27 protein-coding genes, 1 tRNA gene and 1 pseudogene are annotated in these 24,104 nt (G+C 71.6%); 14 read left to right on the top strand and 15 right to left on the bottom strand.

Annotated features, from left to right (window positions below):
* Positions 1-65 precede the first annotated feature (65 nt).
* The 5 genes from ku (at position 66) to O7605_RS17660 (ending at position 4,697) form a co-directional block, all read left to right on the top strand.
* Positions 66-1,064, top strand: coding sequence for a non-homologous end joining protein Ku (gene ku / locus O7605_RS17640; RefSeq protein ID WP_269740196.1), 999 nt, complete (start codon positions 66-68; stop codon positions 1,062-1,064).
* 193 nt (positions 1,065-1,257) lie between these two features.
* Positions 1,258-1,893: an FKBP-type peptidyl-prolyl cis-trans isomerase gene (locus O7605_RS17645; RefSeq protein ID WP_269740197.1), complete on the top strand. Its 636-nt coding sequence runs from the start codon at positions 1,258-1,260 to the stop codon at positions 1,891-1,893.
* Between the two features lie 186 nt (positions 1,894-2,079).
* Positions 2,080-2,904, top strand: coding sequence for an SCO6745 family protein (locus O7605_RS17650; RefSeq protein ID WP_269742670.1), 825 nt, complete (start codon positions 2,080-2,082; stop codon positions 2,902-2,904).
* 84 nt (positions 2,905-2,988) lie between these two features.
* Positions 2,989-3,645: an HAD family hydrolase gene (locus O7605_RS17655; RefSeq protein WP_269740198.1), complete on the top strand. Its 657-nt coding sequence runs from the start codon at positions 2,989-2,991 to the stop codon at positions 3,643-3,645.
* Between the two features lie 41 nt (positions 3,646-3,686).
* Positions 3,687-4,697: an NADPH:quinone reductase gene (locus O7605_RS17660; RefSeq protein WP_269740199.1), complete on the top strand. Its 1,011-nt coding sequence runs from the start codon at positions 3,687-3,689 to the stop codon at positions 4,695-4,697.
* 183 nt (positions 4,698-4,880) lie between these two features.
* On the opposite strand, the gene O7605_RS17665 is transcribed toward O7605_RS17660, so the two are convergent.
* Positions 4,881-6,530, bottom strand: coding sequence for a long-chain fatty acid--CoA ligase (locus O7605_RS17665; RefSeq protein ID WP_269740200.1), 1,650 nt, complete (start codon positions 6,528-6,530; stop codon positions 4,881-4,883).
* A 55-nt stretch (positions 6,531-6,585) separates the two neighbouring features.
* Here O7605_RS17665 and O7605_RS17670 point away from each other — a divergent pair, with 55 nt between their 5' ends.
* Positions 6,586-7,077, top strand: coding sequence for an NUDIX domain-containing protein (locus O7605_RS17670; protein WP_269740201.1), 492 nt, complete (start codon positions 6,586-6,588; stop codon positions 7,075-7,077).
* Positions 7,078-7,138: 61 nt separating this feature from the next.
* Here the strand turns inward: O7605_RS17670 and O7605_RS17675 are convergent, their stop codons facing one another.
* Positions 7,139-7,687: a type 1 glutamine amidotransferase domain-containing protein gene (locus O7605_RS17675; RefSeq protein ID WP_269740202.1), complete on the bottom strand. Its 549-nt coding sequence runs from the start codon at positions 7,685-7,687 to the stop codon at positions 7,139-7,141.
* A gap of 146 nt (positions 7,688-7,833) precedes the next feature.
* On the opposite strand from O7605_RS17675, the gene rfaE2 reads away from it, so the two are divergent.
* Positions 7,834-9,747: a D-glycero-beta-D-manno-heptose 1-phosphate adenylyltransferase gene (rfaE2, locus tag O7605_RS17680; protein WP_269740203.1), complete on the top strand. Its 1,914-nt coding sequence runs from the start codon at positions 7,834-7,836 to the stop codon at positions 9,745-9,747.
* Positions 9,744-10,616 (top strand): glycosyltransferase family 2 protein, encoded by an 873-nt coding sequence (locus O7605_RS17685; protein WP_269740204.1) that lies wholly within the window; start codon positions 9,744-9,746, stop codon positions 10,614-10,616. Before rfaE2 ends, O7605_RS17685 begins: the two co-directional genes overlap by 4 nt.
* A 14-nt stretch (positions 10,617-10,630) precedes the next feature.
* On the opposite strand, the gene O7605_RS17690 is transcribed toward O7605_RS17685, so the two are convergent.
* The 3 genes from O7605_RS17690 to O7605_RS17700 are packed head-to-tail and all read right to left on the bottom strand — an operon-like array spanning position 10,631 to position 12,776.
* The gene (locus tag O7605_RS17690) at positions 10,631-11,734 is read right to left on the bottom strand and encodes a glycosyltransferase family 9 protein (RefSeq protein WP_269740205.1); all 1,104 of its coding nucleotides are present in this window, start codon (positions 11,732-11,734) and stop codon (positions 10,631-10,633) included.
* A gap of 8 nt (positions 11,735-11,742) precedes the next feature.
* Complete coding sequence (locus tag O7605_RS17695; protein ID WP_269740206.1) at positions 11,743-12,273, bottom strand: Hsp20/alpha crystallin family protein; 531 nt, start codon at positions 12,271-12,273, stop codon at positions 11,743-11,745.
* Positions 12,270-12,776, bottom strand: a complete 507-nt coding sequence (locus O7605_RS17700) for a DUF2231 domain-containing protein (RefSeq protein WP_269740207.1) — start codon at positions 12,774-12,776, stop codon at positions 12,270-12,272. Before O7605_RS17700 ends, O7605_RS17695 begins: the two co-directional genes overlap by 4 nt.
* A 151-nt stretch (positions 12,777-12,927) precedes the next feature.
* Here O7605_RS17700 and O7605_RS31950 point away from each other — a divergent pair.
* Positions 12,928-13,035: pseudogene (locus tag O7605_RS31950) on the top strand (pyridoxamine 5'-phosphate oxidase family protein); the annotation flags it as partial.
* 184 nt (positions 13,036-13,219) lie between these two features.
* Here O7605_RS31950 and O7605_RS17705 read toward each other — a convergent pair.
* From O7605_RS17705 to O7605_RS17715, 3 genes are all read right to left on the bottom strand, one after another.
* On the bottom strand, positions 13,220-13,903 hold the full coding sequence (locus O7605_RS17705) for a GOLPH3/VPS74 family protein (RefSeq protein WP_269740208.1): 684 nt from the start codon (positions 13,901-13,903) through the stop codon (positions 13,220-13,222).
* Positions 13,904-13,977: 74 nt separating this feature from the next.
* On the bottom strand, positions 13,978-14,697 hold the full coding sequence (locus O7605_RS17710; RefSeq protein WP_269740209.1) for an ABC transporter permease: 720 nt from the start codon (positions 14,695-14,697) through the stop codon (positions 13,978-13,980).
* 27 nt (positions 14,698-14,724) lie between these two features.
* Positions 14,725-15,606, bottom strand: a complete 882-nt coding sequence (locus O7605_RS17715; protein WP_269740210.1) for an ABC transporter ATP-binding protein — start codon at positions 15,604-15,606, stop codon at positions 14,725-14,727.
* Between the two features lie 108 nt (positions 15,607-15,714).
* On the opposite strand from O7605_RS17715, the gene O7605_RS17720 reads away from it, so the two are divergent.
* From O7605_RS17720 to O7605_RS17730, 3 genes are read left to right on the top strand one after another with little or no spacing between them, the layout of a single operon-like run.
* Positions 15,715-16,866, top strand: coding sequence for a sensor histidine kinase (locus O7605_RS17720; RefSeq protein WP_269740211.1), 1,152 nt, complete (start codon positions 15,715-15,717; stop codon positions 16,864-16,866).
* Positions 16,863-17,468 carry a response regulator transcription factor gene (locus O7605_RS17725; protein ID WP_269740212.1) on the top strand — a complete coding sequence of 202 codons (606 nt, stop codon included), beginning with the start codon at positions 16,863-16,865 and terminating at the stop codon, positions 17,466-17,468. Before O7605_RS17720 ends, O7605_RS17725 begins: the two co-directional genes overlap by 4 nt.
* A gap of 29 nt (positions 17,469-17,497) precedes the next feature.
* A complete protein-coding gene (locus O7605_RS17730; protein WP_269740213.1) occupies positions 17,498-17,890 on the top strand; it encodes a DUF4260 domain-containing protein in 393 nt (130 codons plus the stop codon).
* A 68-nt stretch (positions 17,891-17,958) separates the two neighbouring features.
* On the opposite strand, the gene O7605_RS17735 is transcribed toward O7605_RS17730, so the two are convergent.
* Together O7605_RS17735 and O7605_RS17740 are read right to left on the bottom strand one after the other, a co-directional pair.
* Complete coding sequence (locus tag O7605_RS17735) at positions 17,959-18,603, bottom strand: hypothetical protein (protein WP_269740214.1); 645 nt, start codon at positions 18,601-18,603, stop codon at positions 17,959-17,961.
* Positions 18,600-19,115 (bottom strand): SigE family RNA polymerase sigma factor, encoded by a 516-nt coding sequence (locus O7605_RS17740; RefSeq protein WP_269740215.1) that lies wholly within the window; start codon positions 19,113-19,115, stop codon positions 18,600-18,602. The genes O7605_RS17735 and O7605_RS17740 overlap by 4 nt, the downstream gene beginning before the upstream one ends.
* A gap of 56 nt (positions 19,116-19,171) precedes the next feature.
* Here O7605_RS17740 and O7605_RS17745 point away from each other — a divergent pair, with 56 nt between their 5' ends.
* Positions 19,172-19,381 carry a hypothetical protein gene (locus tag O7605_RS17745; RefSeq protein ID WP_269740216.1) on the top strand — a complete coding sequence of 70 codons (210 nt, stop codon included), beginning with the start codon at positions 19,172-19,174 and terminating at the stop codon, positions 19,379-19,381.
* A gap of 52 nt (positions 19,382-19,433) precedes the next feature.
* On the opposite strand, the gene O7605_RS17750 is transcribed toward O7605_RS17745, so the two are convergent.
* Positions 19,434-19,506: transfer RNA gene (locus O7605_RS17750), tRNA-Thr, on the bottom strand.
* A 129-nt stretch (positions 19,507-19,635) separates the two neighbouring features.
* Between O7605_RS17750 and O7605_RS17755 the strand changes: the two genes are divergently transcribed.
* The gene (locus O7605_RS17755) at positions 19,636-21,423 is read left to right on the top strand and encodes a metallophosphoesterase family protein (RefSeq protein ID WP_269740217.1); all 1,788 of its coding nucleotides are present in this window, start codon (positions 19,636-19,638) and stop codon (positions 21,421-21,423) included.
* 105 nt (positions 21,424-21,528) lie between these two features.
* Here the strand turns inward: O7605_RS17755 and O7605_RS17760 are convergent, their stop codons facing one another.
* The 4 genes from O7605_RS17760 to O7605_RS17775 all read right to left on the bottom strand — a co-directional run bounded on the left by O7605_RS17760 (position 21,529) and on the right by O7605_RS17775 (position 24,038).
* The gene (locus tag O7605_RS17760; RefSeq protein ID WP_269740218.1) at positions 21,529-22,359 is read right to left on the bottom strand and encodes a PSP1 domain-containing protein; all 831 of its coding nucleotides are present in this window, start codon (positions 22,357-22,359) and stop codon (positions 21,529-21,531) included.
* A gap of 338 nt (positions 22,360-22,697) precedes the next feature.
* Positions 22,698-23,402, bottom strand: coding sequence for a hypothetical protein (locus O7605_RS17765; RefSeq protein ID WP_269740219.1), 705 nt, complete (start codon positions 23,400-23,402; stop codon positions 22,698-22,700).
* Positions 23,402-23,707: a hypothetical protein gene (locus tag O7605_RS17770; protein ID WP_269740220.1), complete on the bottom strand. Its 306-nt coding sequence runs from the start codon at positions 23,705-23,707 to the stop codon at positions 23,402-23,404. The genes O7605_RS17765 and O7605_RS17770 overlap by 1 nt, the downstream gene beginning before the upstream one ends.
* Before the next feature lies 1 nt (position 23,708).
* Positions 23,709-24,038, bottom strand: coding sequence for a YbaB/EbfC family nucleoid-associated protein (locus tag O7605_RS17775; protein ID WP_269740221.1), 330 nt, complete (start codon positions 24,036-24,038; stop codon positions 23,709-23,711).
* Positions 24,039-24,104 lie beyond the last annotated feature (66 nt).

Genomic DNA, 24,104 nt, shown 5'->3' on the forward strand with positions numbered 1-24,104 from the left:
CCGAACACCTCGCGTCCGGTTCGCTGTGATGCGAGCATGGTCGATACCGGGGAAGGGAGCGCAGCATGCGGGCCATCTGGAAGGGAGCCGTGTCGTTCGGCCTGGTTTCGATCGCGGTGAAGCTGTATTCCGCGACGGAGGAGAAGGACATCCGGTTCCACCAGGTGCACCGGGCCGACGGCGGACGGATCCGGTACAAGCGCACCTGCCAGGTCTGTGGCGAGGAGGTCAGCTACGACGACATCGCCAAGGGCTACGACATCGGTGGCGGGGAGATGGTCATCCTCACTGACGAGGACTTCGCCGACCTGCCGTTGAGCACCTCTCACGCGATCGACGTGCTGGAGTTCGTGCCGGCCGAGCAGGTCGACCCGATCCTCTACAACAAGGCGTACTTCCTGGAGCCGGAGGGCGCCGCGACCAAGCCGTACCTGCTGCTGCGGGACGCGTTGACCGATTCGGAGCGGGTGGCGATCGTCAAGGTGGCGCTGCGCCAGCGGGAGCAGTTGGCCACCCTGCGGGTCCGCGAGGGTGTGTTGCTGCTGAACACGATGCTCTGGCCCGACGAGATCCGTAAGCCGGACTTCGGTTTCCTCGACGAGGACCTGAAGATCCGGCCACCGGAGTTGGCGATGGCCACCTCGCTGATCGACTCGATGGCCGGGGACTTCCACCCGGACGAGTTCACCGACGACTACCGGGCGGCGTTGCAGGAGGTCATCGACGCGAAGGTGGAGGGCCGCGAGGTGGTCCAGCCGGAGGAGGTCGAGGAGGCGCCCGCCGCCGCCGTCGACCTGATGGCCGCGTTGAAGGCGTCCGTGGAGCGGGCCCGGGCGGCTCGCGGCGAGGCACCGGCCGGCGGGGGCGCCGAGCCGACACCGATCTCGTCGGCACGTTCCGCGCAGAAGAAGGCGGCGGAGAAGAAGACCGCCAAGGCACCGGCCAAGAAGGCACCCGCGAAGAAGACCGCCGAGAAGAAGGCCACCGCCAAGAAGGCCACGCCGGCCAAGAAGACCACGGAGAAGAAAGCCACCAAGAAGGCCACCCCGCGCAAGTCCGCCTGACCGCACCCTCGATCACCTGAATGCACCTTTCTGGGCGGGTTCGGCACCACCACCGACTCCATGATCGTCATTTCCGTGCCGGTCGGCGCGGGCCATCGATGGTCGGAAGTGCGTCCGACACCAGGTACCGTGTGTCGGCGACGGCTGCCCGTGGCCGGACCCACCCCACACCTCTCAGCAGGGAGTCGAGGACGTGAGCGAGCAGGAGACCAAGGCGCGGCGGCGGCTGGCCGAGCAGTTGGCGGCTCAGAAGGCGGCCGAGGCGAAGCGCCGCCGGCAGGCCTGGGCCGGTGCGTTCGCCGGCATCGCCGTCGTGGCGGTGCTGATCACCGTGTTCGTGATCGTGGGCCAGCGCGGTGGTGAGGACGCCCCCGAGCAGGCCGCCGGTACGCCGTCCGCCCCGACCGAGGCGACCAACCCGCCGGCTGCGCCGCCCGCACCGCAGCTGCCGGAGGGCGCGGACCCGGCGCTGGGCAGCAAGCCGACGGTCACCGCCGGGGAGGGTGAGCTGACCAAGCTGACCGTGACCCCGTTGATCGAGGGCACCGGGCCGAAGGTCAAGGCCGGCCAGTCGATCACCACCAACTACGTCGGCGTCTTCTACGAGAGCGGCGAGGAGTTCGACTCATCGTGGGAGCGGGGACAGCCCGCCACCTTCCCGATCGGGGTCGGGCAGGTCATCCCGGGCTGGGACAAGGGCCTGGTGGGCGTGACCGTGGGCAGCCGGGTGCAGCTCGACATCCCGGCCGAGGACGCCTACGGCGACGGTGGCGGCGGTCGCCCGGCCGGTCCGCTGCGCTTCGTGGTGGACGTGCTCGCCGCCGAGTGAGCCGCGGGGCGCCCACCCCCACCGGCACCGGACATCGATGCGGTTGACCACAGATGGCTTCCGGGTGGTCACCGACCGGCAGTAGGTTCGACAGGCGTCCCGGGTACCTCGCCCGGGACGCCTGTCGAAGCGAACCCGGAGGTGCACGTGACGGCAGTGGACGCCGACGGGCGGACCGCCCGGTTGATGTGGACGCACTACGAACCGCTGCACGCTGTCACCTACTTCCATCCGCGCGCCCGCGCGGCCTACGAGGCGGCCGGGCTACGCGGCTACTGGCGGGGCTACTTCGCCGGTCGCGCCGCCCCGCTCGGGCCGACCGGTCCGGCTCCGGTGATCGCCGCCTTCTACAACTTCGCACCGCACATGGTGAGCCGGGCCGTGCCGGCGGTGTGGGAACTGGCCACCCCGGACCAGGCGCTGCGCGCCCGGCTGACCGGGGCGGTGCAGGCGCTCGCCGAGTTGACCTACGAGTTGCCCGAGCGGCATCTCGTGGAGGCCGCCGACCTGCTCGAGGCCGCCACCGACGGGCTCGGGACGGCCGGCCGGGTGCTCGGCGCGGCTAACGCGGGCCTGCCCCGGGGTGAGTACCCGCTGGCTCGGCTCTGGCAGGCCGCCACCACGCTGCGCGAACATCGTGGTGACGGGCACGTGGCCGCGCTGGTCGCCGCCGACCTCGACCCGGTGGAGACCCTCGCCTGGCGGGTCGCGGTCGACATGCCGGCGGCCAACCTGCTCGGCCGGGGCTGGTCGGAGCAGGACTGGTCGCAGGCGCGTGACCGGCTCGCCGTCCGTGGCTGGCTGGACGCCGAGGGCAAGCCGACCGAGCGCGGCCGGTCGTCCTTTCAGGCGATCGAGGACGCCACCGACCTCGCCGCCACCCGCCCCTGGCTGACGCTCGGCCCCGAGCGCGCACACCGCCTCCGCGAACTGCTCGACCCGATCGCCCGCGCCGCCCACACGGTCATCCCGCCGGACAGCCCCATCGGTCTGCCACCCCTGGCCAGTTGACCAAGAAGTTCGGGTCTGACCTCTCGTCGATTCCTGACGCGAACTTCTTGATCGACGCCGCGGTGGGTGGGGGAAGATGGGGGTGTGACGGTGGATGGGGTGGTTTTCGACCTTGACGGGGTGATCGTCGACTCCGAGCCGGTGTGGGAGGAGGTTCGGCGGGCTTACGTGGCCGAGCACGGGGGTGTCTGGCAGGACGACACCCAGCGTCGGCTGATGGGGATGAGCACCGGCGAGTGGGCCCGCTACCTCAGCGACGAGTTGGGGGTGCGGCGCACCGCCGACCAGGTGGCCGCCGAGGTGGCCGAGGAGATGGCCCGCCGGTACGCGGCCCGGGTACCGGTGATCGACCGCTCGGTCGACGTGGTCCGCCGGATGGCCGCACGGTGGCCTCTCGGGCTGGCCAGCTCCTCGCCGACCCGGCTGATCGCCGCGGCGCTGGCCGCGACCGACCTGACCGACTCGTTCCGCAGCACGCTGTCGACCGAGGAGACCGAGCGCGGCAAGCCGGCACCGGATGTCTACCTGACCGTGGCCCGGCGGCTCGGCCTCGACCCGACCCGTTGCGTGGCGGTGGAGGACTCCTCCAACGGGGTCCGTTCCGCGGCTGCGGCCGGGATGGCGGTGGTGGCGGTGCCGCACGGGGCGTATCCGCTGGATCCGGACGCTCGGCGGCTGGCCGTGGCGGTGCTGGACTCGATCGACGAGTTGACCCCGGAGGTCGTCGACCGGCTGGGCTGAACCGACACCGGGCGGTCCCCCGCCCGCCTACGGTCGGTGACATGAAGGCGATGGTGTACGAACGCACCGGCGATCCCTCCGTGCTCCAGTTGGTCGAGCGGCCGGTGCCGGAACCCGGTCCGGGCGAGGTGCTGGTGCGGGTCGCGGTGTCCGGGGTGAACCCGACCGACTGGAAGTCGCGCCGGCAGGGCCCGCTGCCGGCCGGCTGGCAGATACCGGGCCAGGACGGCGCCGGAGTGGTCGAGGCGGTCGGCGAGGGGGTCGACCAGGAGCTGATCGGCGAGCGGGTGTGGGTCTGGGAGGCCGCCTGGCAGCGGCCGTGGGGGACCGCCACCGAGTACACGGTGGTGCCGGTCCGCCAGGCGGTACGCCTCGGCGACGCCTCCTTCGAACTGGGCGCCTGCCTCGGCATCCCGTTTCTGACCGCGCACCGGTGCCTGACCTCGGGTGAGTATCTGCCGGACACCCTGCGTCCCGGCGCGCTGAGTGACCACACGGTGCTGGTGCAGGGTGGGGCCGGGGCCGTGGGCAACGCGGCGATCCAGTTGGCGTCCTGGGCCGACGCCTGCGTGATCGCCACGGTCAGCAGCGCCGAGAAGGCCCAACTGGCCGCGGCGGCCGGTGCCTCACTGGTGGTGAACTACCGGGAACAGGACGTGGTGGAGGAGGTCCACAAGATCGCGCCCGACGGGGTGCACGGGATCGTGGAGGTCTCCCCCGCCCGCAACGCGGCCACCGACGTCCGGCTGCTGCGCCCGGGCGGGGTGGTCAGCGTGTACGCCAACGACGGCGGTGACGAGGTGACGTTGTCGGTCGGTCCGCTGATGGTGCCGAACGCCCGTTGGCAGTTCGTGCTGGTCTACACGATGCCGAAGGCGGCCAAGGCCCAGGCGCTGGTCGACGTCGCGGCCGCGGCCGCGCAGGGCGGGATCCGGGTGGGCGAGGAGGCCGGTCTGCCGCTGCATTCCTATCCGCTGTCGGCGGCCGCTGCCGCCCATCAGGCGGTGGAGGACTCGGTGGTCGGCAGGGTGCTGCTCAGCGCCCACGAATAAGCGGCTCGACCTGGGAGTTTTCGCCGTCCGCAGGACAGAGACGAACAAGTCTCGCAATACTGGCATTGCGGGTCGCCCCGCGAGGAACGGGCGGCCCCGGCGCGGTGCGAACGCCGGGGCCGCCCACCGGAGAGAGGTCTGTGCAGGCCACTACTCCCAATGGCGATGATGCGCCGAAAAACGTTACGGCGTGGCCAGTTCCCGCACATTCAGGTCGCCGTCGGCGTACCGGGAGCGCACCACCTTCTTGTCGAACTTGCCGACGCTCGTCTTCGGCACCGCCTCGACGAACGCCCACCGCTCCGGCAACTGCCAGCGCGCCACCGACCCGGCCAGGAAGTCCCGCAACTCCTCCGGGGTCGCCGAGGCACCCTCCCGGAGCACCACCGTGGCCAGCGGCCGTTCGTCCCACCGCTGGTCCGGCACGCCCACCACGCAGGCCTCCAGCACCGCCGGATGGGCCATCAACGCGTTCTCCAGCTCCACCGAGGAGATCCACTCGCCACCGGATTTGATCACGTCCTTGGCCCGGTCGGTGAGGGTGAGGTAGCCGTCCGCCGACAGCGTGCCCACGTCACCGGTACGCAGCCAGCCGTCGCGGAACTTCTCCGGGTCCGGCGCGTCGTCCCCGACGTACCGCGCGGCGATCCACGGCCCACGGACCTCCAGCTCACCGACGGAGGTTCCGTCGGCGGGCAGCGGTTCCCCGGCCGGGCCCACGACGCGGGCCCGCACTCCCGCCGGCACCCGGCCCTGGGTGTACCGGTAGCGCCAGGCCTCGTCACCGCTCGCCCCGGCCGGTGGGCGCGACACCGAGCCCAGCGGCGACATCTCGGTCATCCCCCAGGCGTGGATGACGTCGATGCCGTGCCGCTCGTCGAACGCGTGCATCAGCGACGGCGGGCAGGCCGAACCACCGACGATCACCTCCGTGAGCGAGGAGGTGTCGACGTCGTGGCTGTCCAGGTAGGCGAGCAGGTCGGTCCAGATGGTCGGCACCGCACCGGCCAGCGTCGGCCGCTCGGCGGCGATCATCTCGGCGATCGGCGCGGCCTGGAGGAAACGGTCCGGCATCACCAGCGACGCGCCGGAGAGGAACGCCGCGAACGGCAGCCCCCACGACATCGCGTGGAACATCGGCACGATGGCCAGTTCCCGGTCGGTCGGCCCGAGCCCGAACCCCTCCGGCATGCAGATCTGCAACGAGTGCAGGTAGATCGAGCGGTGCGAGTAGGCCACCCCCTTGGGGTTGCCGGTGGTGCCGGAGGTGTAGCAGAGGGCGGCGGCGTCGCGTTCGTCCACCTCGGGCCAGTCGTACACCTCCGGGCGGTCGGCCAGCAGCGCGTCCCAGTGGTGTACGGCGATCCGGTCGCCCGCCGCCGCCAGCAGCGGGGCGGGATCGCCACCGCCGACCACCACCACGTGTCGCACGCTTGTCATGCCGCCGAGGGACTTCGCCAGCAGCGGGATCAACGTCGCGTCGACCAGCACCACCCGGTCCTCGGCGTGGTTGGCGATGTAGGTGACCTGGTCGGGGAAGAGCCGGATGTTGAGCGTGTGCAGCACCGCACCCATGCTGGGCACCGCGAAGTACGCCACCAGGTGCTCGGTGTTGTTCCACATGAAGGTGGCGACCCGCTCGTCGCCGGTCACCCCGCACTCCGTCCGCAACGCGTGCGCGAGCCGGGCGGCGTCCCGCCCGACGTCGGCGTACGTGCTGCGGCGCGGCTCGGCGCCGGTCCACGTCACCACCTCGGCCGCGCCGTGCACGGTGGCGCCGTGTTCGAGGATCCGGGAGACCTGAAGGGGGGCGTCCATCATCGTGCTACGCATGGGTAACAAGTTAGTGTCGCCGGTCACACGTTGGGAACCCCCGTAAATTGTCCGGGTGAGCATCTCCTGGGCTGATTCGTACGTCGGGCAGCTACGCGCCCTGGCCGGCGACCGGACGCTGATGTTCGTCGGCGCGCGGGCCGTGGTGCGCGACAGCTCGGCCCGCATCCTGCTGATCCGCCGCTCCGACAATGGGCAGTGGGCACTGCCCGCCGGCGCGATGGAGCTGGGCGAGTCGATCGCGGACTGCGCCGTGCGGGAGGTACGCGAGGAGACCGGGCTGCGGGCGCTGCGGGTGAGCGCCTTCGCCCTCTACACCGGCCCGGACCGCACCCACACCAACATGTACGGCCACACCTACCAGATCTTCACCACCGCGTTCCGGGTGGAGGAGTGGGACGGGCGGCTGGCCCGGATCACCGACGAGACGAGTGACGCGGGCTTCTTCCACCGCGAGGCGATGCCCCAGCCGCTCTCGGCAAGTGTCCTGGAGACCCTGGCCGACCTGGACGTCTTCGAGCAGACCAACCGCCTGATCCTGAAGTGACCAGGCAGCACGGTGGCCCCGCCCGGACGGGCGAGGCCACCGAACGAGCGCTGTCGGCGGATCAGTGCCGACCCTCGGCGAACTCCTCGACGATCTTGGCGCAGAAAGCCGGCAGGTCATCGGGCTTGCGGCTGCTGACCAGCCCGTTGTCGGTCACGACCTGCTCGTCGACCCATTCCGCGCCGGCATTCACCAGGTCCGTGCGCAGGCTGGGCCAACTGGTCAGCCGCCGACCCCGCACCACGTCCGCCTCGACGAGCGTCCACGGCCCGTGGCAGATCACCCCGACCGGCTTGCCGGCGTCGAAGAACGACTTCACGAACCGGACGGCGTCGGAGTCGGTGCGCAGGAAGTCCGGGTTGGCCACCCCACCGGGCAGCACCAGCGCGTCGTACCGGGCGGGATCCGCGTCGGCCGCACTGACATCCACCTCGTACGTGGTGGAGGGGTCCAGGTGCTCGAAGGAGGTGATCTTCCCAGGCTTGATCGACACCAGCTCGGCGGTCGCACCGGCCTGCTCGACGGCCTGACGCGGCTGGACGTACTCGACCTCTTCCACGCCGTCGGTGGCCAGGAAGGCTATTCGCTTGCCCTGCAACGTCGCTGCCACAGTGTTCTCCTTTCCGGGGGTACGTCCGTATCCGTTCCCGGTGCCGACGTCACGAAACGCGGCCGGACGGTGGCCCACCGCACGTCGCCGTCAGCGGGTGCCCGGCCGGCAGGTTTGACCCCGCCGAGCGGAGGGGAACCGCCGGCATGGCACGAGCAGCAGCGGAACAGCTCCGGCTCGCCGACGTCGTGCAGAGCTGGCTCGGGCGTCCGGTCCTGGTGATCGGTGACGCCATGCTCGACGAGTGGCGGTTCGCCGACTCCGACCGGTTGTGCCGGGAAGCCCCCGCCCCGGTCCTCACCCTGCGCCGCCGTATCTCGGCGGCGGGTGGTGCCGCCAACACCGCCGTCAACATCGCCACGCTGGGCGGGCGCTCGGTGCTGGTGGCGCCCGTCGGGGCCGACGCCGCCGGTGACGAGCTGCACGACTGCCTCGACCGGGCCGGCGTCTGGGACCGCACCGTCAGCCAGCCGGGCCGCTACACCCCGGTCAAGCGTCGGATGCTGGCCGGCGACCAGATCCTGCTGCGGGAGGACTCCGGCGACCCGGACGACCCGCTCAGCGACCTGGGGGTGGACTGCCTGCTCACCGCCCTGGACTGTGCGACTGAGGAGCTGCGGGCGGCCAGTGGAGGCGAGAAACCGGCCCTGGTGGTCTGCGACTACGGTCTGGGCGCGCTGCCCGCGCCGGTACGCGCCTGGCTGGTCGAGCACCGGGACCGGTACGCCACGGTCGCGCTCGACGCCCACGACCTCGCCGACTGGCGGGGCCTCGCGCCGACCGTGGTGACCCCGAGCTTCGCCGAGGCCACCCGCCTGCTCGCCCGCGCGGGCATGGTCCGGCCGACCACGAACCCGGCGACGTCCGCTGACCCGGCCGGCACCGGCACCGGCGCCTCGCCGGCGGCCGGTGGCCGTGAGCTGCACCTGGAGCATCCCGAGGTCGACCCGGCCGACGGGCCGTCCGAACTGACCGTCGGCACGGCGCCGGGCGAGGCCGGGATGCGGCGTACCGACGGGCCCACCGGCGAGCCGACCCCGGGCGAGAGTCGGGTGGCGATGACCCGCGACGGGCTCAGCGTGACCGGCACCGGGGTGACCGTGAACGCCGAGGTCGGTGCCGGCGTGGACCGGGCCGTCCTGGCCGAGTCGCGGCTCGCCGAGCTGCGTGCCCACACCGGCGCGGCGGTGGTCGCGGTGACCCTGGACACCGAGGGCGCGGTGGTCGGCGGTGTCGACGGTGCGCCCGCCCGCAGTCACAGCACGCCCGTGCCCGCCAGCCACGCCGTCGGCGCCGGTGACGCCTACCTGGCGGCGATGACCCTCGCGCTGGCCGCCGACGCTCCGCTGTCCACCGCCGCGCACCTTGCCCAGCTCGCCGCGACGAGCACCGTCGCCGGCACCGGCACCTGCGTGTGCCGCCGCGAGGACCTGCTGGCCGCGTTGGGCCGACCGGCACCCGACGACCGGCAGGTACTCGTCGACACCGGGCACCTGACGGAGATCGTCGCCGAACACCGGCGGGCCGGCCGCTCGATCGTCTTCACCAACGGCTGCTTCGACGTGCTGCACCGGGGGCACGTGCGGTACCTGGAACAGGCCCGCGCCCTCGGCGACCTGCTGGTGGTGGCGGTCAACTCCGACGGCAGCGTACGCCGGTTGAAGGGTGCGGACCGGCCGGTGAACCCGATCGAGGACCGGGCCGCCCTGCTCGCCGCGCTGACCTGCGTCGACCACGTGGTGGTGTTCGAGGAGGACTCCCCGGCCGCCCTCATCGAAGCCGTCCGGCCGGACGTCTACGTCAAGGGCGGCGACTACCCGCCCGAGCTGGTGCCGGAGGCGCCGCTGGTGCAACGGCTGGGCGGCCAGGTACGCACCCTGGGGTACGTGCCGGACCGCTCCACGTCGGCGATCATCGACCGGATCCGCGCGTACGGGCAGGAGGGCGCGACCGGCGCGCAGGCCGCTCCCAAGCCGGCGGTGGAGACGTCCGGCGCGACCGGCACCGGAACCGCCACGACCGGTGCGGACGCGCCGCCGCTGACCGGCAAGGCGCCGTGAACCGACCCCTCGACGCCGGCACGCCCGCGCAGTTCCGCGTCGACCGGCTGGTCGACGTGCTCGTCCCGACCCGCAACCGGCCCACCGAACTCGCCGTCACCCTCGCCGGGCTCGCCGCGCAGGAGGGGGTGCCGGGATTCGGCGTGGTGGTCAGCGACCAGTCCGACGGCGACCCCGGATACCTCCACCCGGCGGCGGCCACCATGGTCCGGGCGCTGCGCCACCGGAAGCATCCGGTGCTACTGACCCGGCGACTGCCTCGACGCGGGCTCGCCGAGCACCGCAGCTTCCTGCTCGACGCCTCCGTCGCGCGGTACGTCCTCTTCCTCGACGACGACGTCTGGCTGGAACCGGGCACCCTGCGCCGGCTGGTGACCGCGATCGGCGAGCTGGGCTGCGGCTTCGTCGGCAACGGGGTGCACGGCCTGTCCTACCTGGGCGACGTCCGGCCAGACACGCACCGGCACTACCGGGAGTGGACCGGCCGACCGGTGCCGGAGCGGGTCCGGCCGGGCACGCCCGAGTGGGACCGGGCGCAGATCCACTCCGCGGCGAACCTGCTGCACGTGACGGCGTCACTGGCGCTCGCCGACGGTGACTGGCGGGCGTACCAGGTGTCCTGGGTCGGCGGCTGCGTGCTCTACGACCGGGCCAAGCTCGTCGACGCCGGCGGATTCGGCTTCTGGCGACGGGTACCGGCGCGGCACCAGGGCGAGGACGTCGCCGCGCAACTCGCCGTGCTGGCGCGGCACGGCGGTGCCGGCGTCCTGCCCAGCGGCGCCTACCACCTGGAGTCACCGACCACGGTCACCGAACGCGACGTGGAGGCGTGGGAGGTCGTCCTCGCCTCGCTGGAGCCGGACGCCTGAGCCGGCGCGATTCGTCAACGGAACAGCAGTTCGCGGGCGGCTTCCAACACCTCGGCCACCGGCACGTCGGTGACGAAGGAGTCGCGGTGCGGGCAGTCGCCGTCGCCCGGACGGTGCGGGTAGATGCCGGGGGTGCAGTCCACCCCGCAGACCGGGCAGTGCACCGTCCACGAGGTGATCGGCCGGTGCCGGCCCCGCGTCACGGGAGCGGTGGTGATCAGGTTGCCGACCCAGAAGATGCCGACGGTCGGCGTACCGACGGCGGCGGCCAGGTGCAGTGGCCCGGTGTCGTTGGAGACCACCAGCTCGCATCCGGCGTAGCAGCCGGCCAGCCCACCCAGGCTGAGCGTGCCGACCTGTGGTCGGACCGGTACCCCGGCGGTGGCCACCACCTGGTCGACCACCTCCCGCTCGGCAGAGGTGCCGGTGACGAGGATTTCGTACCCGTCGGCGTGCAGCGTCCGGGCCACCTCCCCGAAGCGGTCGGCGGGCCAGCGACGACGGGTGTCCGTCGCACCGGGATGCAACGCCACCCGGGGACGTTCCGACTCACCGAGCACGGTGCGCGCCTCGGTCCGGTCGGTCTCGGTGACCGCCAGCGCCGGGATGATCGTGGTGGCCGCGGCGCCCACCAGGGCCACCGCCTCCAGGTACCGGATCACCTCGTGCTGGTAGTAGACGTAGCGCAGCCAGCGGTCCAGCGGCGGCGCGTCCTCGGCCCGTAGGCCCGCGGTGAGCCGGGCGCCGAGCGCGGCCACCAGCGGATTGGAGTTGGCGCCGCCGCCGTGCAGTTGCAGCGCCAGGTCGAACCGCTCCGCGCGGGCGGCGGCCAGGAAGTCGACAGTGCTCGACTCGGGCTCGCCCTCGGTCGCCGTCCGGATCCCCGGCGCGGGCGGCACCACAAGTACCCGGTCGACCGGGCCCGGCCGGTCGCGCCACAGCTGCTCGTGCCAGGGCGCGCCGAGCAACACGATCTCCGCCTGCGGGTACGCGGCCCGCAGCGCCTCCAGCGCGGGCAGTACGAAGATGAAGTCACCGAGCGCGTTGGCGCGCAGCACGGCGATCCGGGCCACGTCCGGAACCCGGTCGGCGGCCCCTCCCAGCACGGCCGAAGCCACCGGGCGCGCTACCGGCCGGAATCGCCGGTGGCGACGTCCGGCTGGTGCAGTTCCCGGTCCGCCGCCGGGTCGACGCTAGGCACGCCACCGGCGGGGCCCGTCGAACGCGGTCCGGTACGACCGACGGTGATGGTGCGCGGCGCGGGCCGGTTCGCCCGGGGCAGCCGTACCCGCAGCAGACCGTGGTCCATCACCGCGTCGATCGCCTCGGGGTCCACCCGCGACGGCAATTGCACGCGGTACTCGAAGCCCCGGGTCTCGAACCCGCCGGGAATGCCGTGGTCGGCGTTGACCTCGGCCTCCGTCCGCGCCCGTACGCACAGCTCGCGGTCGTCCAGCTCCACCGCGACCTCCTCGGGGGCGACGCCGGGCAGCCGGACGACCACCTCCCAGCCGTCGCTGGTCTCGCCCAGCTCCACCTCGGGCGGCCCCGGACGGCCGCCGACCAGCCGGCTCAGCTCGGCCCGCAGCGACTGCAGCTCGCCCATCGGGTCCCAGCCCTGCTGGCCGCCCCGCCAACCGCGTCCCGGCCTGGTCATCGCGCGTCTCCCATCCGTTGACTGGCGGCCGCCGGCCGCAACGAGCTCGGCGCGTCGAGGTTGGCCTCCCGGTCGACCCCGACGCCGAGCCGGTCGACGAGTTCACCGCCCAGCCAGCCGCCGACCCCGAGAATGCCCAGCGCCACCACCTCGATGGCGATCAGTGCCCCGCCCGCCCCCCGCGAATCGGCGTTGAGCCGCACCACCCAGACGGCGGCGAAGAGCAGGATCGCCGCGAGGTTAGCGACAGCATGGGTGAGCGCCACCCGCTTCGCCCGGGTTCCGGAGGGGATCGCCAGCAGATCGAACGTGCCGGCCGCCGCCGCCAGCAGGCCGCCGATCAGACCGACGGTGAGGTTCCAGTACGCCACCTCGCCGAGGAAGTCCGGCCCGCCGACCGTGTCGATGACGTCGAAGAGCACGGCGGTGACCAGTAGGGCGAAGGGAAACATCACAAGCATCGGATGGACGGGGTGCCCCAGGATCTTGAGTCGACTCTCCATCTCCGGGCCTCCACTGTTGTTCGAAAGCGCTCTGTGGGCCGTACCCCCGGGCACCGGGGGACAAACCTGACGGTCGGGCGCGACTAGAGTGACCATGGCGGTTTCCCGCCCGGGTGCCGCCACCACGGTCAACTCCACGGGGAGGCACCCAGTGACGGTGGAGATCACATCCGCAGCCGAATTGACCGACCTGCTCGGCACCCCCGGCCCCCGCGCAGTCGCCAAGGAGCGCACCCAACTGCACGAGCGTGACCGGCAGTGACGCCACTACGGCCCCCGGTACGCCACCACCCTCTACACCTGACCCGCCCTCCGCCCGCACCGCCACCCCCGTTGCCCACCGCGACTCCCGGCCCGCAACTTCGGTGATGTTGCGGCCCGAGGTCCGCCAGACACGACAACATCCGCGAAGTTGCAGGCTGGGTTGCCCGGTCACCGGCGGCCTAGCTTCGGGGTATCACCGTGGTGCTGACGATGACACTGTTGACGACGGTCGCGGTGATGGTCCGGGTGACGGCCTCCGCCGCCGCACCGGCGCCCCAGTTGCCCTGCTCGAGTTCTTTCGCGCGTTTGATCACGGGCGTGGTCCACGGGATGTCGCGGTAGAACTGGGGAAGAGTTCCGCTGCCCGACAGCAGTGCCGCGAGCGCGGCCACCCGGGCCGACGGTTCCGCGCCGTCCACGAGGACCTGCCGGACCTCCTCCAGCAGGCGCGCCCGGCGTCCGGTGCCACCGTCGCGCAGCGCGGTCGTCCGGAACAGGCCGAGCATCTTACGATCCTCCCGCCGGATGTCGCCGCGTCCGATGAGCCGCTCCAACACCGGCTTGCGCAGTTCCGGGCCGATCGCGGCGAGCACCGTCTGGACGCCGCGGGGCTTCTCGGAGACGTAGTCCCACGCCGATCGGAGAAGCTCGTCCGACGGTGCACGCCCCTCGACGATGCTCACCTTGCGTCGGTCCGCCATCGTCACCCGGTCGGCGAGGGCGAGATCCGCGAGGACCGCCCCGGCGAGGACGTAGAAGAGGGTGTTCTCTCCGGCGATGGTGCCCGACCTCGGCTGGAACAGCAGGAGCAGCAGGTCCTCCACCAGAGTCGGTGAGCCGGGTTGCGACGTCTCTGCGGTCACGATCACTCCTTGTCGTATGTCTTCACGCGAGGTCTGATCGGGTGTCGCGCGCACCTCGGTGTCGCTCGCCGCCCTCAGCGGCGGGGTTCCCACTTGAACAGGCGGGTGGCCGCCACGACGGCGATCACGACCCAGCCCAGCGTCGGGGCCAGCAGGAGCAGGGAGTCCGTCACGGCGACGCCACCGTTCCAGGCGTTCATCACCATCTCGGTGGCGGAACCACCGGGCAGCAGCCGCTTGAGCAGGGCGAGATCCTCGGTGCCGCTGATGCCCACCCAGCTGGCCACGCCGATCACGCCGAGGGTGACGGGCAGGGTGGTGACCTGGGCGTGCTCGGGTGAGTTCGTCAGGCCGGCGGTGGCCAGACCCAGGCCGATCAGCATGGCCACGGTCGCGACGATCGCCACCACCAGCAGGGGTATGTTGGCCGGCCCGCCGGCGACCATGGCCAGGGCGGTCAGGATCGCCGCGACCTGCACCAGCGCGACGACGGTGGCGGGCAACAGCAGGCCGGCGAGAATGCCGGGGTCCCCGATGGCCGTGGAGCGCAACCGCTTGAGGAAGAGATTCTGCCGCCGGGACGCCAGGGTCGTCACGGTCGTGGCGTAGAGCCCGAACGCGGCCACGGTGAACAGCACGATCGCCGCGATGTAGCCGAGGCTGCCGAGTGCGGCGAAGGTCTCGTGCTGCCGGACGAAGTACGCGGAGACGACCACCGGGATGATGAAGCTGGTGACCAGCACCAGCCGGTTCCGGAAGATCTGGATCAACTCGCTGAAGGCGATGGGGAACACGGGAAGAATTCCTCTCGGGGAGACGGGTCAGCCGCTGATGGCGCGGAAGACGTTGTCGAGTCGGGTCGGTCCGGCCTCCAGGTCCCGCAGTTCCACCGCGTGGTCCTGCGCCCAGGCGAGCAGGAGGTGCAGGTCCTTCTGCAGCCCGAAGGTCTCGATCACGACCTTGCCGTCGCCGTCCCTGGCCGCCTGCAACGGCAGCGCCGGCACCGCAGGTGGCAGCGAGAAGCGGATGACGGCCGGCAGGGTGCGGGTCAGCTCGGAGACGGTGCCCTCCCGGTGGAAGGTGCCCTCGTGCATGAGCCCGATCCGGTCGGCGCGCTGCTGCGCCTCCTCCAGGTAGTGCGTGGTCAGCACGATCGTCGCGCCGTTCTCCCGGAGCCGGTCCACGGTCGTCCACAGGTGGTCGCGTGACTGGACGTCCAGGCCGGTGGTCGGCTCGTCCAAGAAGATCAGCTCCGGGGTGCCGTAGACGGCGGTGGCGAAGTCCAGCCGCCGCTTCTCCCCACCGGAGAGCTGTGACACCTTCCGGCCGGCCTTGCCGGTGAGATCGACGACGTCGAGCACCCGGTCGACGTCGTCGGTGCGCCGGGTCAGGGTGCCGATCAGCCGGACCGACTCACGAACCGTGAGGTCGGGGGAGAAACCGCTCTCCTGGAGCATCACCCCCATCCGGGGACGGACCACCCGACGGTCACCCGGCTGGTGCCCGAAGACGCGTACGGTGCCGGAGGTCGGCGTCCGGTGCCCCTCGATGGTCTCCAGGGTCGAGGTCTTCCCCGCCCCGTTCGTGCCGAGCAGCGCGTACAGTTCACCGCGCCGGACCTCGAAGGAAAGATCCTTCACGGCGTGGAAGTCGCCGTACTTGACGTTCAGCCGTTCGACTTCGATCACTGGTGTCGTGGACATGCCCCAATGACAGCAGCGGTCGCGGCGATCGTTCAGTGGCGCCACGTCATGGGTACATGTGACGTGGTGTCACTGCCAGCCCGGTCTGGACGTGGGAATACTGGCTGGGTGACCGCGAGACCGCCGGCCTTCACCAAGACGACGCAGAGGCGGCTGCGCCGGATCAATCTCCTCACGTCACTGCCGCCGGTCGTGTTCGCCGCGGTGGTACTCCTGGCCACCGACGCGCACACCTGGTGGCATCTCATCGTCCTGGCCCCGGGTGCCGTGGCGGCGGTGGTGGCCTTCGAACGCTGGACGGCGGACGACCTCGCCCGGGTCGCTCTACCCTGCACGATCGTCGGGGCTGTGGTGTGGCCGCTCGGGGCGCTGCTGACCGGCAGCCCCAACGCCTACTGGGGCATCTGCGCCGTGGGGTCTCTCGCCCTCCGCGAGGTACGACGCCGGGCCCTGGCAGCGGTCGGACTGTTCAGCTACGTCGCCGCCGTCGGCGCGATGCGACTCCTGGTCGATCAGGACGACGTCCGCGGCGTCCTGATCACCTACGTCCTCGTCCCGACGGGCCTCACCATCCTGGTGACCGTCCTGACGATCGTCGGCGAGCGCTTCTACGACCTCATCCGGGAGCTGGACCACGCCCGAGAGCGCGAAGCGGAGCTGGCGGTCATCCGGGAACGCGTCCGCTTCGCCAGCGATCTGCACGACATCCAGGGCCACACCCTGCACGTGGTCAAGCTGAAGATCGCACTCGCCCGGAAACTGGTGCGCCGCGACACCGACCGCGCCGAGAAGGAGCTGCGGGAGACGTACGCGCTGGTGAGCGACACCATCACCCAGACCAAGGAACTGGCGTACGCCCAGCGCCGACTCAATCTCTCGGCGGAACTCGAGAACGCGAAGAACCTGTTCGAGGCGGCGGGCATCCGGGTCCGGGTGACCCGGGAGGCCGAGGTGGATCCGCGCAGCAGCGAACTGCTCGGCCAGGTCCTGCGCGAGACCACCACGAACATCCTGCGACACGCACAGGCCACCCAGGTGCGGATCACGCTCTCCGAAGCCGGCATCTCGATCGTCAACGACGGCGTGAGCGGCGATACGCTGCCCGAACTCAGAGGGCTGTCCAACCTCCGGCAACGGCTGGCAGCCGACGGTGGCGAGCTGACCGTACGACAGCAGGACGGACGTTTCCTGACCGCCGTGAGATTCCCGGCCGCCCGGGCCGACGCGGTCACCGGCGGCGCTGCGGAGGATCAACGATGACCACCACCATCGTGCTCGCTGACGACGAGGCCCTGCTGCGCAAGGCGCTGGCGGCGCTGCTGCCGCTCGAAGGTGACATCGACATCGTCGCCGAGGCGACCAACGGCGAGACCGCCGTCGAGGCCACGTTGCGGCACCAGCCCGACGTGCTGGTCATCGACCTGGAGATGCCCGGCACGGACGGCCTCGGCGCCATCACGCAGATCCGCCGCGTCCGGCCCGAGCAGGTGGTCCTCATGCTGACCCGACACGCCCGGCCCGGCGTGCTGCGAAAGGCGCTGAAGCTCGGCGTCCAGGGTTTCGTCAGCAAGTCGGCCGAGCCGGCCCACATCGCCTCGGTCATCACCGACCTGCACGCGGGCAGACGGTGGATCGACCCCGACGTGTCCGCGCTCGCCATCGTCGACGACTGCCCGCTGACCGAGCGGGAACTCGACGTGCTGCGGGTGACGAGCGAGGGTTACTCGGTCGCCGACATCGCCGCCCGGCTGCACCTCGCCCAGGGCACCGTACGCAACTACCTCTCCAACGCCATGCAGAAGACCCAGACCCACACCCGCCACGAGGCCGCGCGCTACGCCCGCGAGCACGACTGGCTGTGACCCCTGAACCGCCAGCTTGGAGATGTCGGATGTTGAACCCGGTCCAGACACAGCGCATCGAGGGCGTCGTGGTGGCGGCCTTCGCCGTCGTGGTGACCGTCGCCGTCGGGTACGCGTGGTGGTGGCTGCTCGCCCTGTTCCTGATCTTCGACCTGTCCATGGTCGGCTACCTGCGCGGCCCACACGTGGGTGCCTTCTGCTACAACCTGGTGCACTCCTACGCGCTGCCGGCGCTGCTCGGCGCGGTCGCGGTGGCCCTCGCCGCAGTCCGGGAGCCGATCGACTGGCTCGGCGTCCTCGCCATCGCGTGGGTGTTCCACATCGCCGTCGATCGCGCCCTCGGCTACGGCCTCAAGACCACCGAAGGCTTCGAGCACACCCACCTCGGCTCGATCGGGAAGGCCAAGCGGTCCGCCGACTGATCAGCTCGGCGGTCGTCCCGCCTCGCCCGCCGCGCACCTTGAGCAGGTGCGCGGCGGACGACGCACCATCAGTCGAAGGTGTGTACGACGCCCGGCTGGACGTGGATCCCGTCGGCGAACTCGATGATGTCCTGCTGGGTCCAGCCGCGGGCGTCCCAGATCTGCACCAGCAGCCAGACGCCGTCGGGCTGCTTGACCAACAGGTTCTTGAGGCCGTCAGTGGTGCCATCGCCGTTATTGAGCACGCCCGGCTTGCCGCCGACCTCAACTTGCGTACCGGTCGGGGTGGAGTGGTCGCTCCCTGACCGCAGGGTGATGAGGATCTTGTCCACGTAGACGTTCGGGCTTTTGTTCGCCCCGTTCTCTGGAGCGATCGTCAGGGTGGCGGCGTCGCCGCCCTGGATCTCCCAGCCCGCTGGGACTTTGTCGATCGTAAAGCCTTGAGGCTGCTCGCCCTCGTAGGCCACCAGGCGGGTAGCCACGGCTTGGGCCGGAGCGTTGTCGGCAGTGGTGGTGGTCGGGCCGGCCTGGGTGCCGATGGTGACGGCGACGGCCAGCGCGACGACCGCGAAGGCTGAGGCACCGAGCGCGCGGGCGGACCGGCGGCGGCGCAGCGCCCGGCGGCCCCGGGCCAGGTCGGCGTCGGCCTCGGCGGCCGACGGCGCGACGGCTGGGCCGGCGATCCGGGCGAGCCGGTCGTGCAGATCCATCATCGGGTGACTCCTGTCAGGGAAGATTCGTCAAGGGCGGCCCGCAACCGGTCCAGGGCGCGGGCGGTCTGGCTCTTCACCGTTCCCTCGGAGCAGCCGAGGGCGTCGGCGGTGTCGGCTACGGAAAGGTCGTAGAAGTAGCGGAAAACCACTGCGGCGCGCATCTTCGGTGGCAGGTCACGAAGGGCCGCGCGCAGGCCGTCGTCGAGGTCGCCGCCGCTGCTCGGTTCGGCGCGGGGCCGGTCCGGAAGTTCCGCCACCGGGCGTTCGTGGCGGCGCCACCACCGACGGCGTTCGTCGGTGAGCGCGTTGACCAGGGTTCGGCGCAGGTAGCCCTCGATATTGTCCGCCCGTTGGAACGCCGGCCAGGCGACGTACAGCTTGGTCAGGGTGGACTGGACCAGATCCTCCGCCAGATGCGCGTCACCCGCGGTCAGCAGCGTCGCCGTGCGGACCAGCCCGGCGCGGCGACTGAGCACGAAGCTGTGGAACTGCTCGTCACGGTCAGATTTCACACACGCTCTCCTTCACTCTCACAGCCCCCTGACGATTCGCGGACGAACGGGGTTGCATGGCGGAGAACGAACGCCTCCACGGTTCCGGCAGCGCCTCGGAGCCGGAACAGCGGATGCTTGAGCCCGCCTCGGCGTCGATGACGCTGGACGGGTACGCCGGGCTGTTCGACGACGACCTGGACACGGCCGCCAATCGGCTGGATGAGGCGTCACGGCTCGGGGTGTGGACTGCCCGCGGACCGGCACCACCACCGGCGGCGGCCTGATCGACCTCGAAACGGGCAGAAGCCCAGGCCGTTGACCTGGGCTTCTGTACCGAGCCGCCTGACGGAATCGAACCGTCGACCTACGCATTACGAGTGCGTCGCTCTGCCGACTGAGCTAAGGCGGCAACGGTGGTCAAGTGTACGGCACGCGCCGCTGCGGGGCCGAGCGGGATTGGCCGCCGGGTCGAGCGAACCGGACGCCCGGGGCGTTTCCGGGGTCGTCGGGTCACTCGGGTCGCACTACGCTGCGGCGAATGACCGACGATCACACCTCTCGCGACGAACCGGGCGACGTCGGGCCGCCGTCCCGCGACCGGACGCCGCCGCCAGGGTCGTACGCCGGGGAGGCCGCCGGCGGTCGACAGGCCCGGCGACCCCGCAGCACGGATCCACTGGAGTTGGGCTTCACGCCCCGCAAGCCGGTGCCGTGGCTCGCGCCGTTCCTGCTGATCAGCACCGGGCTGCGGACGCTGCTGGCGATGCTGTTCGGTGCGTACCTGGACAAGCGGGAACTCCAGAAGGCGCTGGACGCGGAGATCTCCCGGCAGGTGGGGCCGGACGGTGGGCTCTGGCTGGACTACGTGGCCGACCTGGGTGACGGGTTCGACGCCACCTATTCGGTGGCCTACCTGCTCGCCCAGCGGGAGATCACGGTGGACGGGCACCGGCTGCCCCGGGCACAGACCCTGGTGATGGGGGGTGACCAGGTCTACCCGTCGGCGGAGTACGCGGCGTACGAGGACCGGTGCAAGGGTCCGTACCAGGCGGCGCTGCCGGCCACCCCGGCCGAGCAGCCGACGATCTTCGCGGTGCCCGGCAACCACGACTGGTACGACGGGCTGACCGCGTTCCTGCGGCTGTTCGTCCGTACCCGGGACCGGCACTTCGGTGGCTGGTGTACCGGCCAGTCCCGGTCGTACTTCGCCGTCGAACTGCCGGCCGACTGGTGGCTGCTCGGTCTCGACGACCAGTCCGGCTCGTACGTCGACGACCCGCAGCTCACCTACTTCGACGCGGTGGCGAAGCGGCTCGGACCGCAGAGCCGGGTGATCCTGGCGGTGCCGGCTCCGGCCTGGGTCAAGGCCGTCGACCGACCCACCGCGTACGACTCGATCGACTACTTCATCCGCACCATCGTCGCGCCCACCGGTGCCCAGGTCCGGCTGCTCATCTCCGGCGACCTGCACCACTACGCGCGGTACACCGGGCCGGACGGGCGGCAGCTGGTCACCTCCGGCAGCGGCGGCGCCTACCTGTACCCGACGCACAAGCTGCCCGAGCACATCCAGGTGCCACCGCCCGACACCCTGGCCCGCCGGTCCAGCCCGTCCCGGACGTACGAGTTGGCGGGCCGCTACCCCGACGCCGCCCGCTCCCGCCGGTACGGCTGGGGAATCTTCGCCCGGCTGCCGCGCCGCAACCCGGGCTTCTCGACGCTGCTGGGCGTGCTGCAGACCCTGCTGATGCTCTCCATGGCCGGAGTGGCCGATTTCCGGTCCGAGGCCTCAGAACAGCGGCTGTTCAGTGTGCCGCTGGTGATGATGGTGCTGGTCACGGTGCTTGCGGCGGCGATGTTCGCGAAACCGCCCAGTTCCAGCGGCAAGCGCCACGCCCGGCACTGGATCCTCGGCGTCGGGCATGGGCTGGCGCACGTCGGGCTGGCCGCCGCCGGCACCTGGGCCTGGCTCGCGTTGCCGTTCCACGACTGGTCCTGGCCGCTGCCCGCGGTGGCGGCGGCAGTGGTCTACCTGCCGGTGATCGGGCTGGTGGCCAGCCAGTTGGTGGCCGCGTACCTGCTGCTCGCGAGCGCCTTCGGGGTGAACGTCAACGAGCTGTTCGCCGGGCAGGGCATCGAGGACGCCAAGGGCTTCGTCAGGATGCGCATCGATCCCGACGGCACCCTAACCCTCTACCCGATAGCCGTCGACCGGGTAGCCCGGAACTGGCGAATCAACCCCGACCACTCCCCCGACTCCTCCTGGCTAACTCCCACCACCCCGCTGTCCCCCCGCCTGGCCGAACCCCCCATCACCCTCACCTGACCACCCCACCTGCCCTGTTGATCATGAGGTTGACGGCGATGTTGATCTCTGAAACTGCCGCTAACCTCATGATCAACGCCGGACCGGTGGGGGTGGGGGTGGGGGTCAGCGGGTGTCGTGGGCGCGGCGGGGGCCGCAGACGTCGGCGCGGGAGCAGCGGGAGCGGGAGCCGTCGGCGTCGAGGCGAACGGTGACCGCGTCTCGCGGGACGCTGTGGCCGACCACGCGGCCCTCACCCTCGGGCGTGGTGACCCGGGCGCCGATCGCCGGGGCGGATTCGGCGAACTTCGCGTACAGGGGATGTTCGTACTTGAGGCAGCACATCAGCCGACCGCAGGCACCCGAGATGCGCAGCGGGTTGAGCGGGAGATCCTGGTCCTTGGCCATCCGGATGGTGACCGGCTCGAAGTCGTTGAGGAACGTGGCGCAGCACAGATCCCGCCCGCAGGAGCCGATGCCACCCTGTACCCGGGCCGAATCGCGGGCCGAGAGCTGGCGCAGCTCCACCCGGCAGTGCAGGGTCGCGCCGAGATCGCGGACCAGGGAGCGGAAGTCCACCCGGTGCGGGGCGGTGAAGTAGATCGTGCTGCGTTCTCCGCCGCCATCGCCGTTGCCGAGCACATGGTCGACCGCCACCACCTTCATCGGCAGGCCGTGCTCGCGGATCAGCCGCTTGGCCGCTACCTTCGCCTCGGCCTTGCGCCGCCGCAGTTCCTCGTCGCGGCGCAGGTCGTCCTCCTGGGCGAGCCCGGCCAGCCGTGGGAAACCCGCCGTGTCGTCGGTGACCCACTGCGCCGCCCACACGCACTCCGCCACCTCGGGGCCGTCGTCGGTGGGCACCAGCACCTTGTCGCCCACCTGCGGTCTCAGCTCGCCCGGGTCCAGGTAGTAGAGGCGCCCGTAACGCTGGAAGCTGACCGCACAGAGCATGCCCATGGCCTCACCCTACGTCGGGTTGGCGGAAGCGCGCCGGGGCGATCGGCGGCGGCGTGCCCCCGAACCGCCAGCCGATGTCACGCCGCGCCGCCATCCACGATTGTCGACTCGACCGATGCCCCGCCCGGCCACCGGTACGACGATGCTGCCCGGACGGCTGAAACCTGCGTCACGGGCGGGACAAGACCGGGCCGAACGCGTTGAGTGGAGAGCAGACCTGCGGGGGGTGCAGGGAAGGTCACGGCGCCGCTGACGGGCCACCTTCGAGAGGCCCGCGAGCGGCGCCGTGTGCCCTGTGCGGGCGCGGGTGCCGGCACCGGAGACAACGCCGAGGGACGTCACCAGCCGACCCGGGTCGTCCGGCCGCCCGGTGGGCCACCACCGGTGTCCGGTCGGAACCGCGCGCCCCCCGGACGCCACGGAGACTCGGCCAGGCTCGGTGACCACTGCCGCAACAACGTCTCGACACCGTCGTACGCCACGCAGAGCACCGCCAGCACCCGGGCACCGATCTCGGCGGCGGCGACCGCACCCACTGCGGACCTGCCGGTCTGCGCCGTCGCCCGGCCGGCCGACGTGGCGGCGACGACGGCAACCGCCTCGGCCGAGCCGATCGCCTCGGCCAGTGCCCGAGCGGCGGCGAGCCGGCTGCCTTCCACCCAGTCGGCGAGCGCGTCGGCGTAGCCGGCGGTGGCTTCCAGCCGCCCGACCAGGCTCTCGGGCCCCTCGTCCAGGTGCCGCAGCAACGTCGCCCGCGACTGGCCGTACGCCGTGGCGGCCGAACCGGACCAGAGCACCGGGTCGGTCAGCGCGGCGCAGGCGGGGTCGTAACCGTGCACGTGCCGACGCACGGCGTGCCCGGCGGTGGCCAGCGGCCCCGGCCGCAGGTCGAGGAAGCCGCGCAGCGCGTCGCCGGGCAGCACCTGCATCCGGCGTAGCAACGGCCACACCCGGTGCCCCTCGGGAGCGCCGGTCGCGAGCAGCGTGTCGACCCGCTCCAGCAGATCGAGGCCAGGCTCGGCGAGCCGGTCGAGGAAGTCCATCACGCCTCACCGGCGAGCCGACGGCCGATGGCGGAGTCGGTGTCGGAGTAGCGGTCGGCGGCCTCGCGCAGTGCGGCGGCCACGGACGCCAGCTGGATGGCGGCGTTGTGCGCCTCCCGGGCCCGATCGCCGGTGGCGGCCACCCACTGCCGATGCAACGCCCGCCCGACCTCACCCGGCCGGCCGGGTGCGTCGGCACCGAACGCCACCTGCGCCGGATCCCCTGCGGTGACCGACCGGGAGAGCGCGGTGAGCGTGGCGCTCGCCTCGTCGAGGCGACCGGCCAGGGTGCGAAGGCTGTCCATCTCAGGCCCCCGCAAGCGGTCGGTAGGCGGTGAAGGTCTCGTTGTGCAGCTTCTCCCTCGCCCACTCCGCGGCGTCCGCGGCGGCGGTGACGGCGGCTCGTACCGAGTCGGCCACGTCCCGCGGCGCCCGGTTGTGCAGGGGGCCGAGGAACCGTACGTCGGTGATCCGGCCGCCGGCGGTGACCACCACCTCGACCAGACCGTCCGGTGAGCGGACGGTGACCTCGACCGTCGCCACGGCCTGGTCGAACTCGGCCTGGAGAGACTCGATGCGGCGGTAACGCCGGACCGCCTCCTCTATCCACGCCTCGTCGATCTCACCCCGCGGCATCGCCGGACTCCTCCCGGTTTCATCACTGTGCGTGCCGCCACCGTCACCGCGGCACACCGGACCGTA

The sequence above is a fragment of the Verrucosispora sp. WMMA2121 genome, assembly GCF_027460185.1.
In the GTDB taxonomy this organism is placed as follows: Bacteria; Actinomycetota; Actinomycetes; order Mycobacteriales; family Micromonosporaceae; genus Micromonospora; species Micromonospora palythoicola.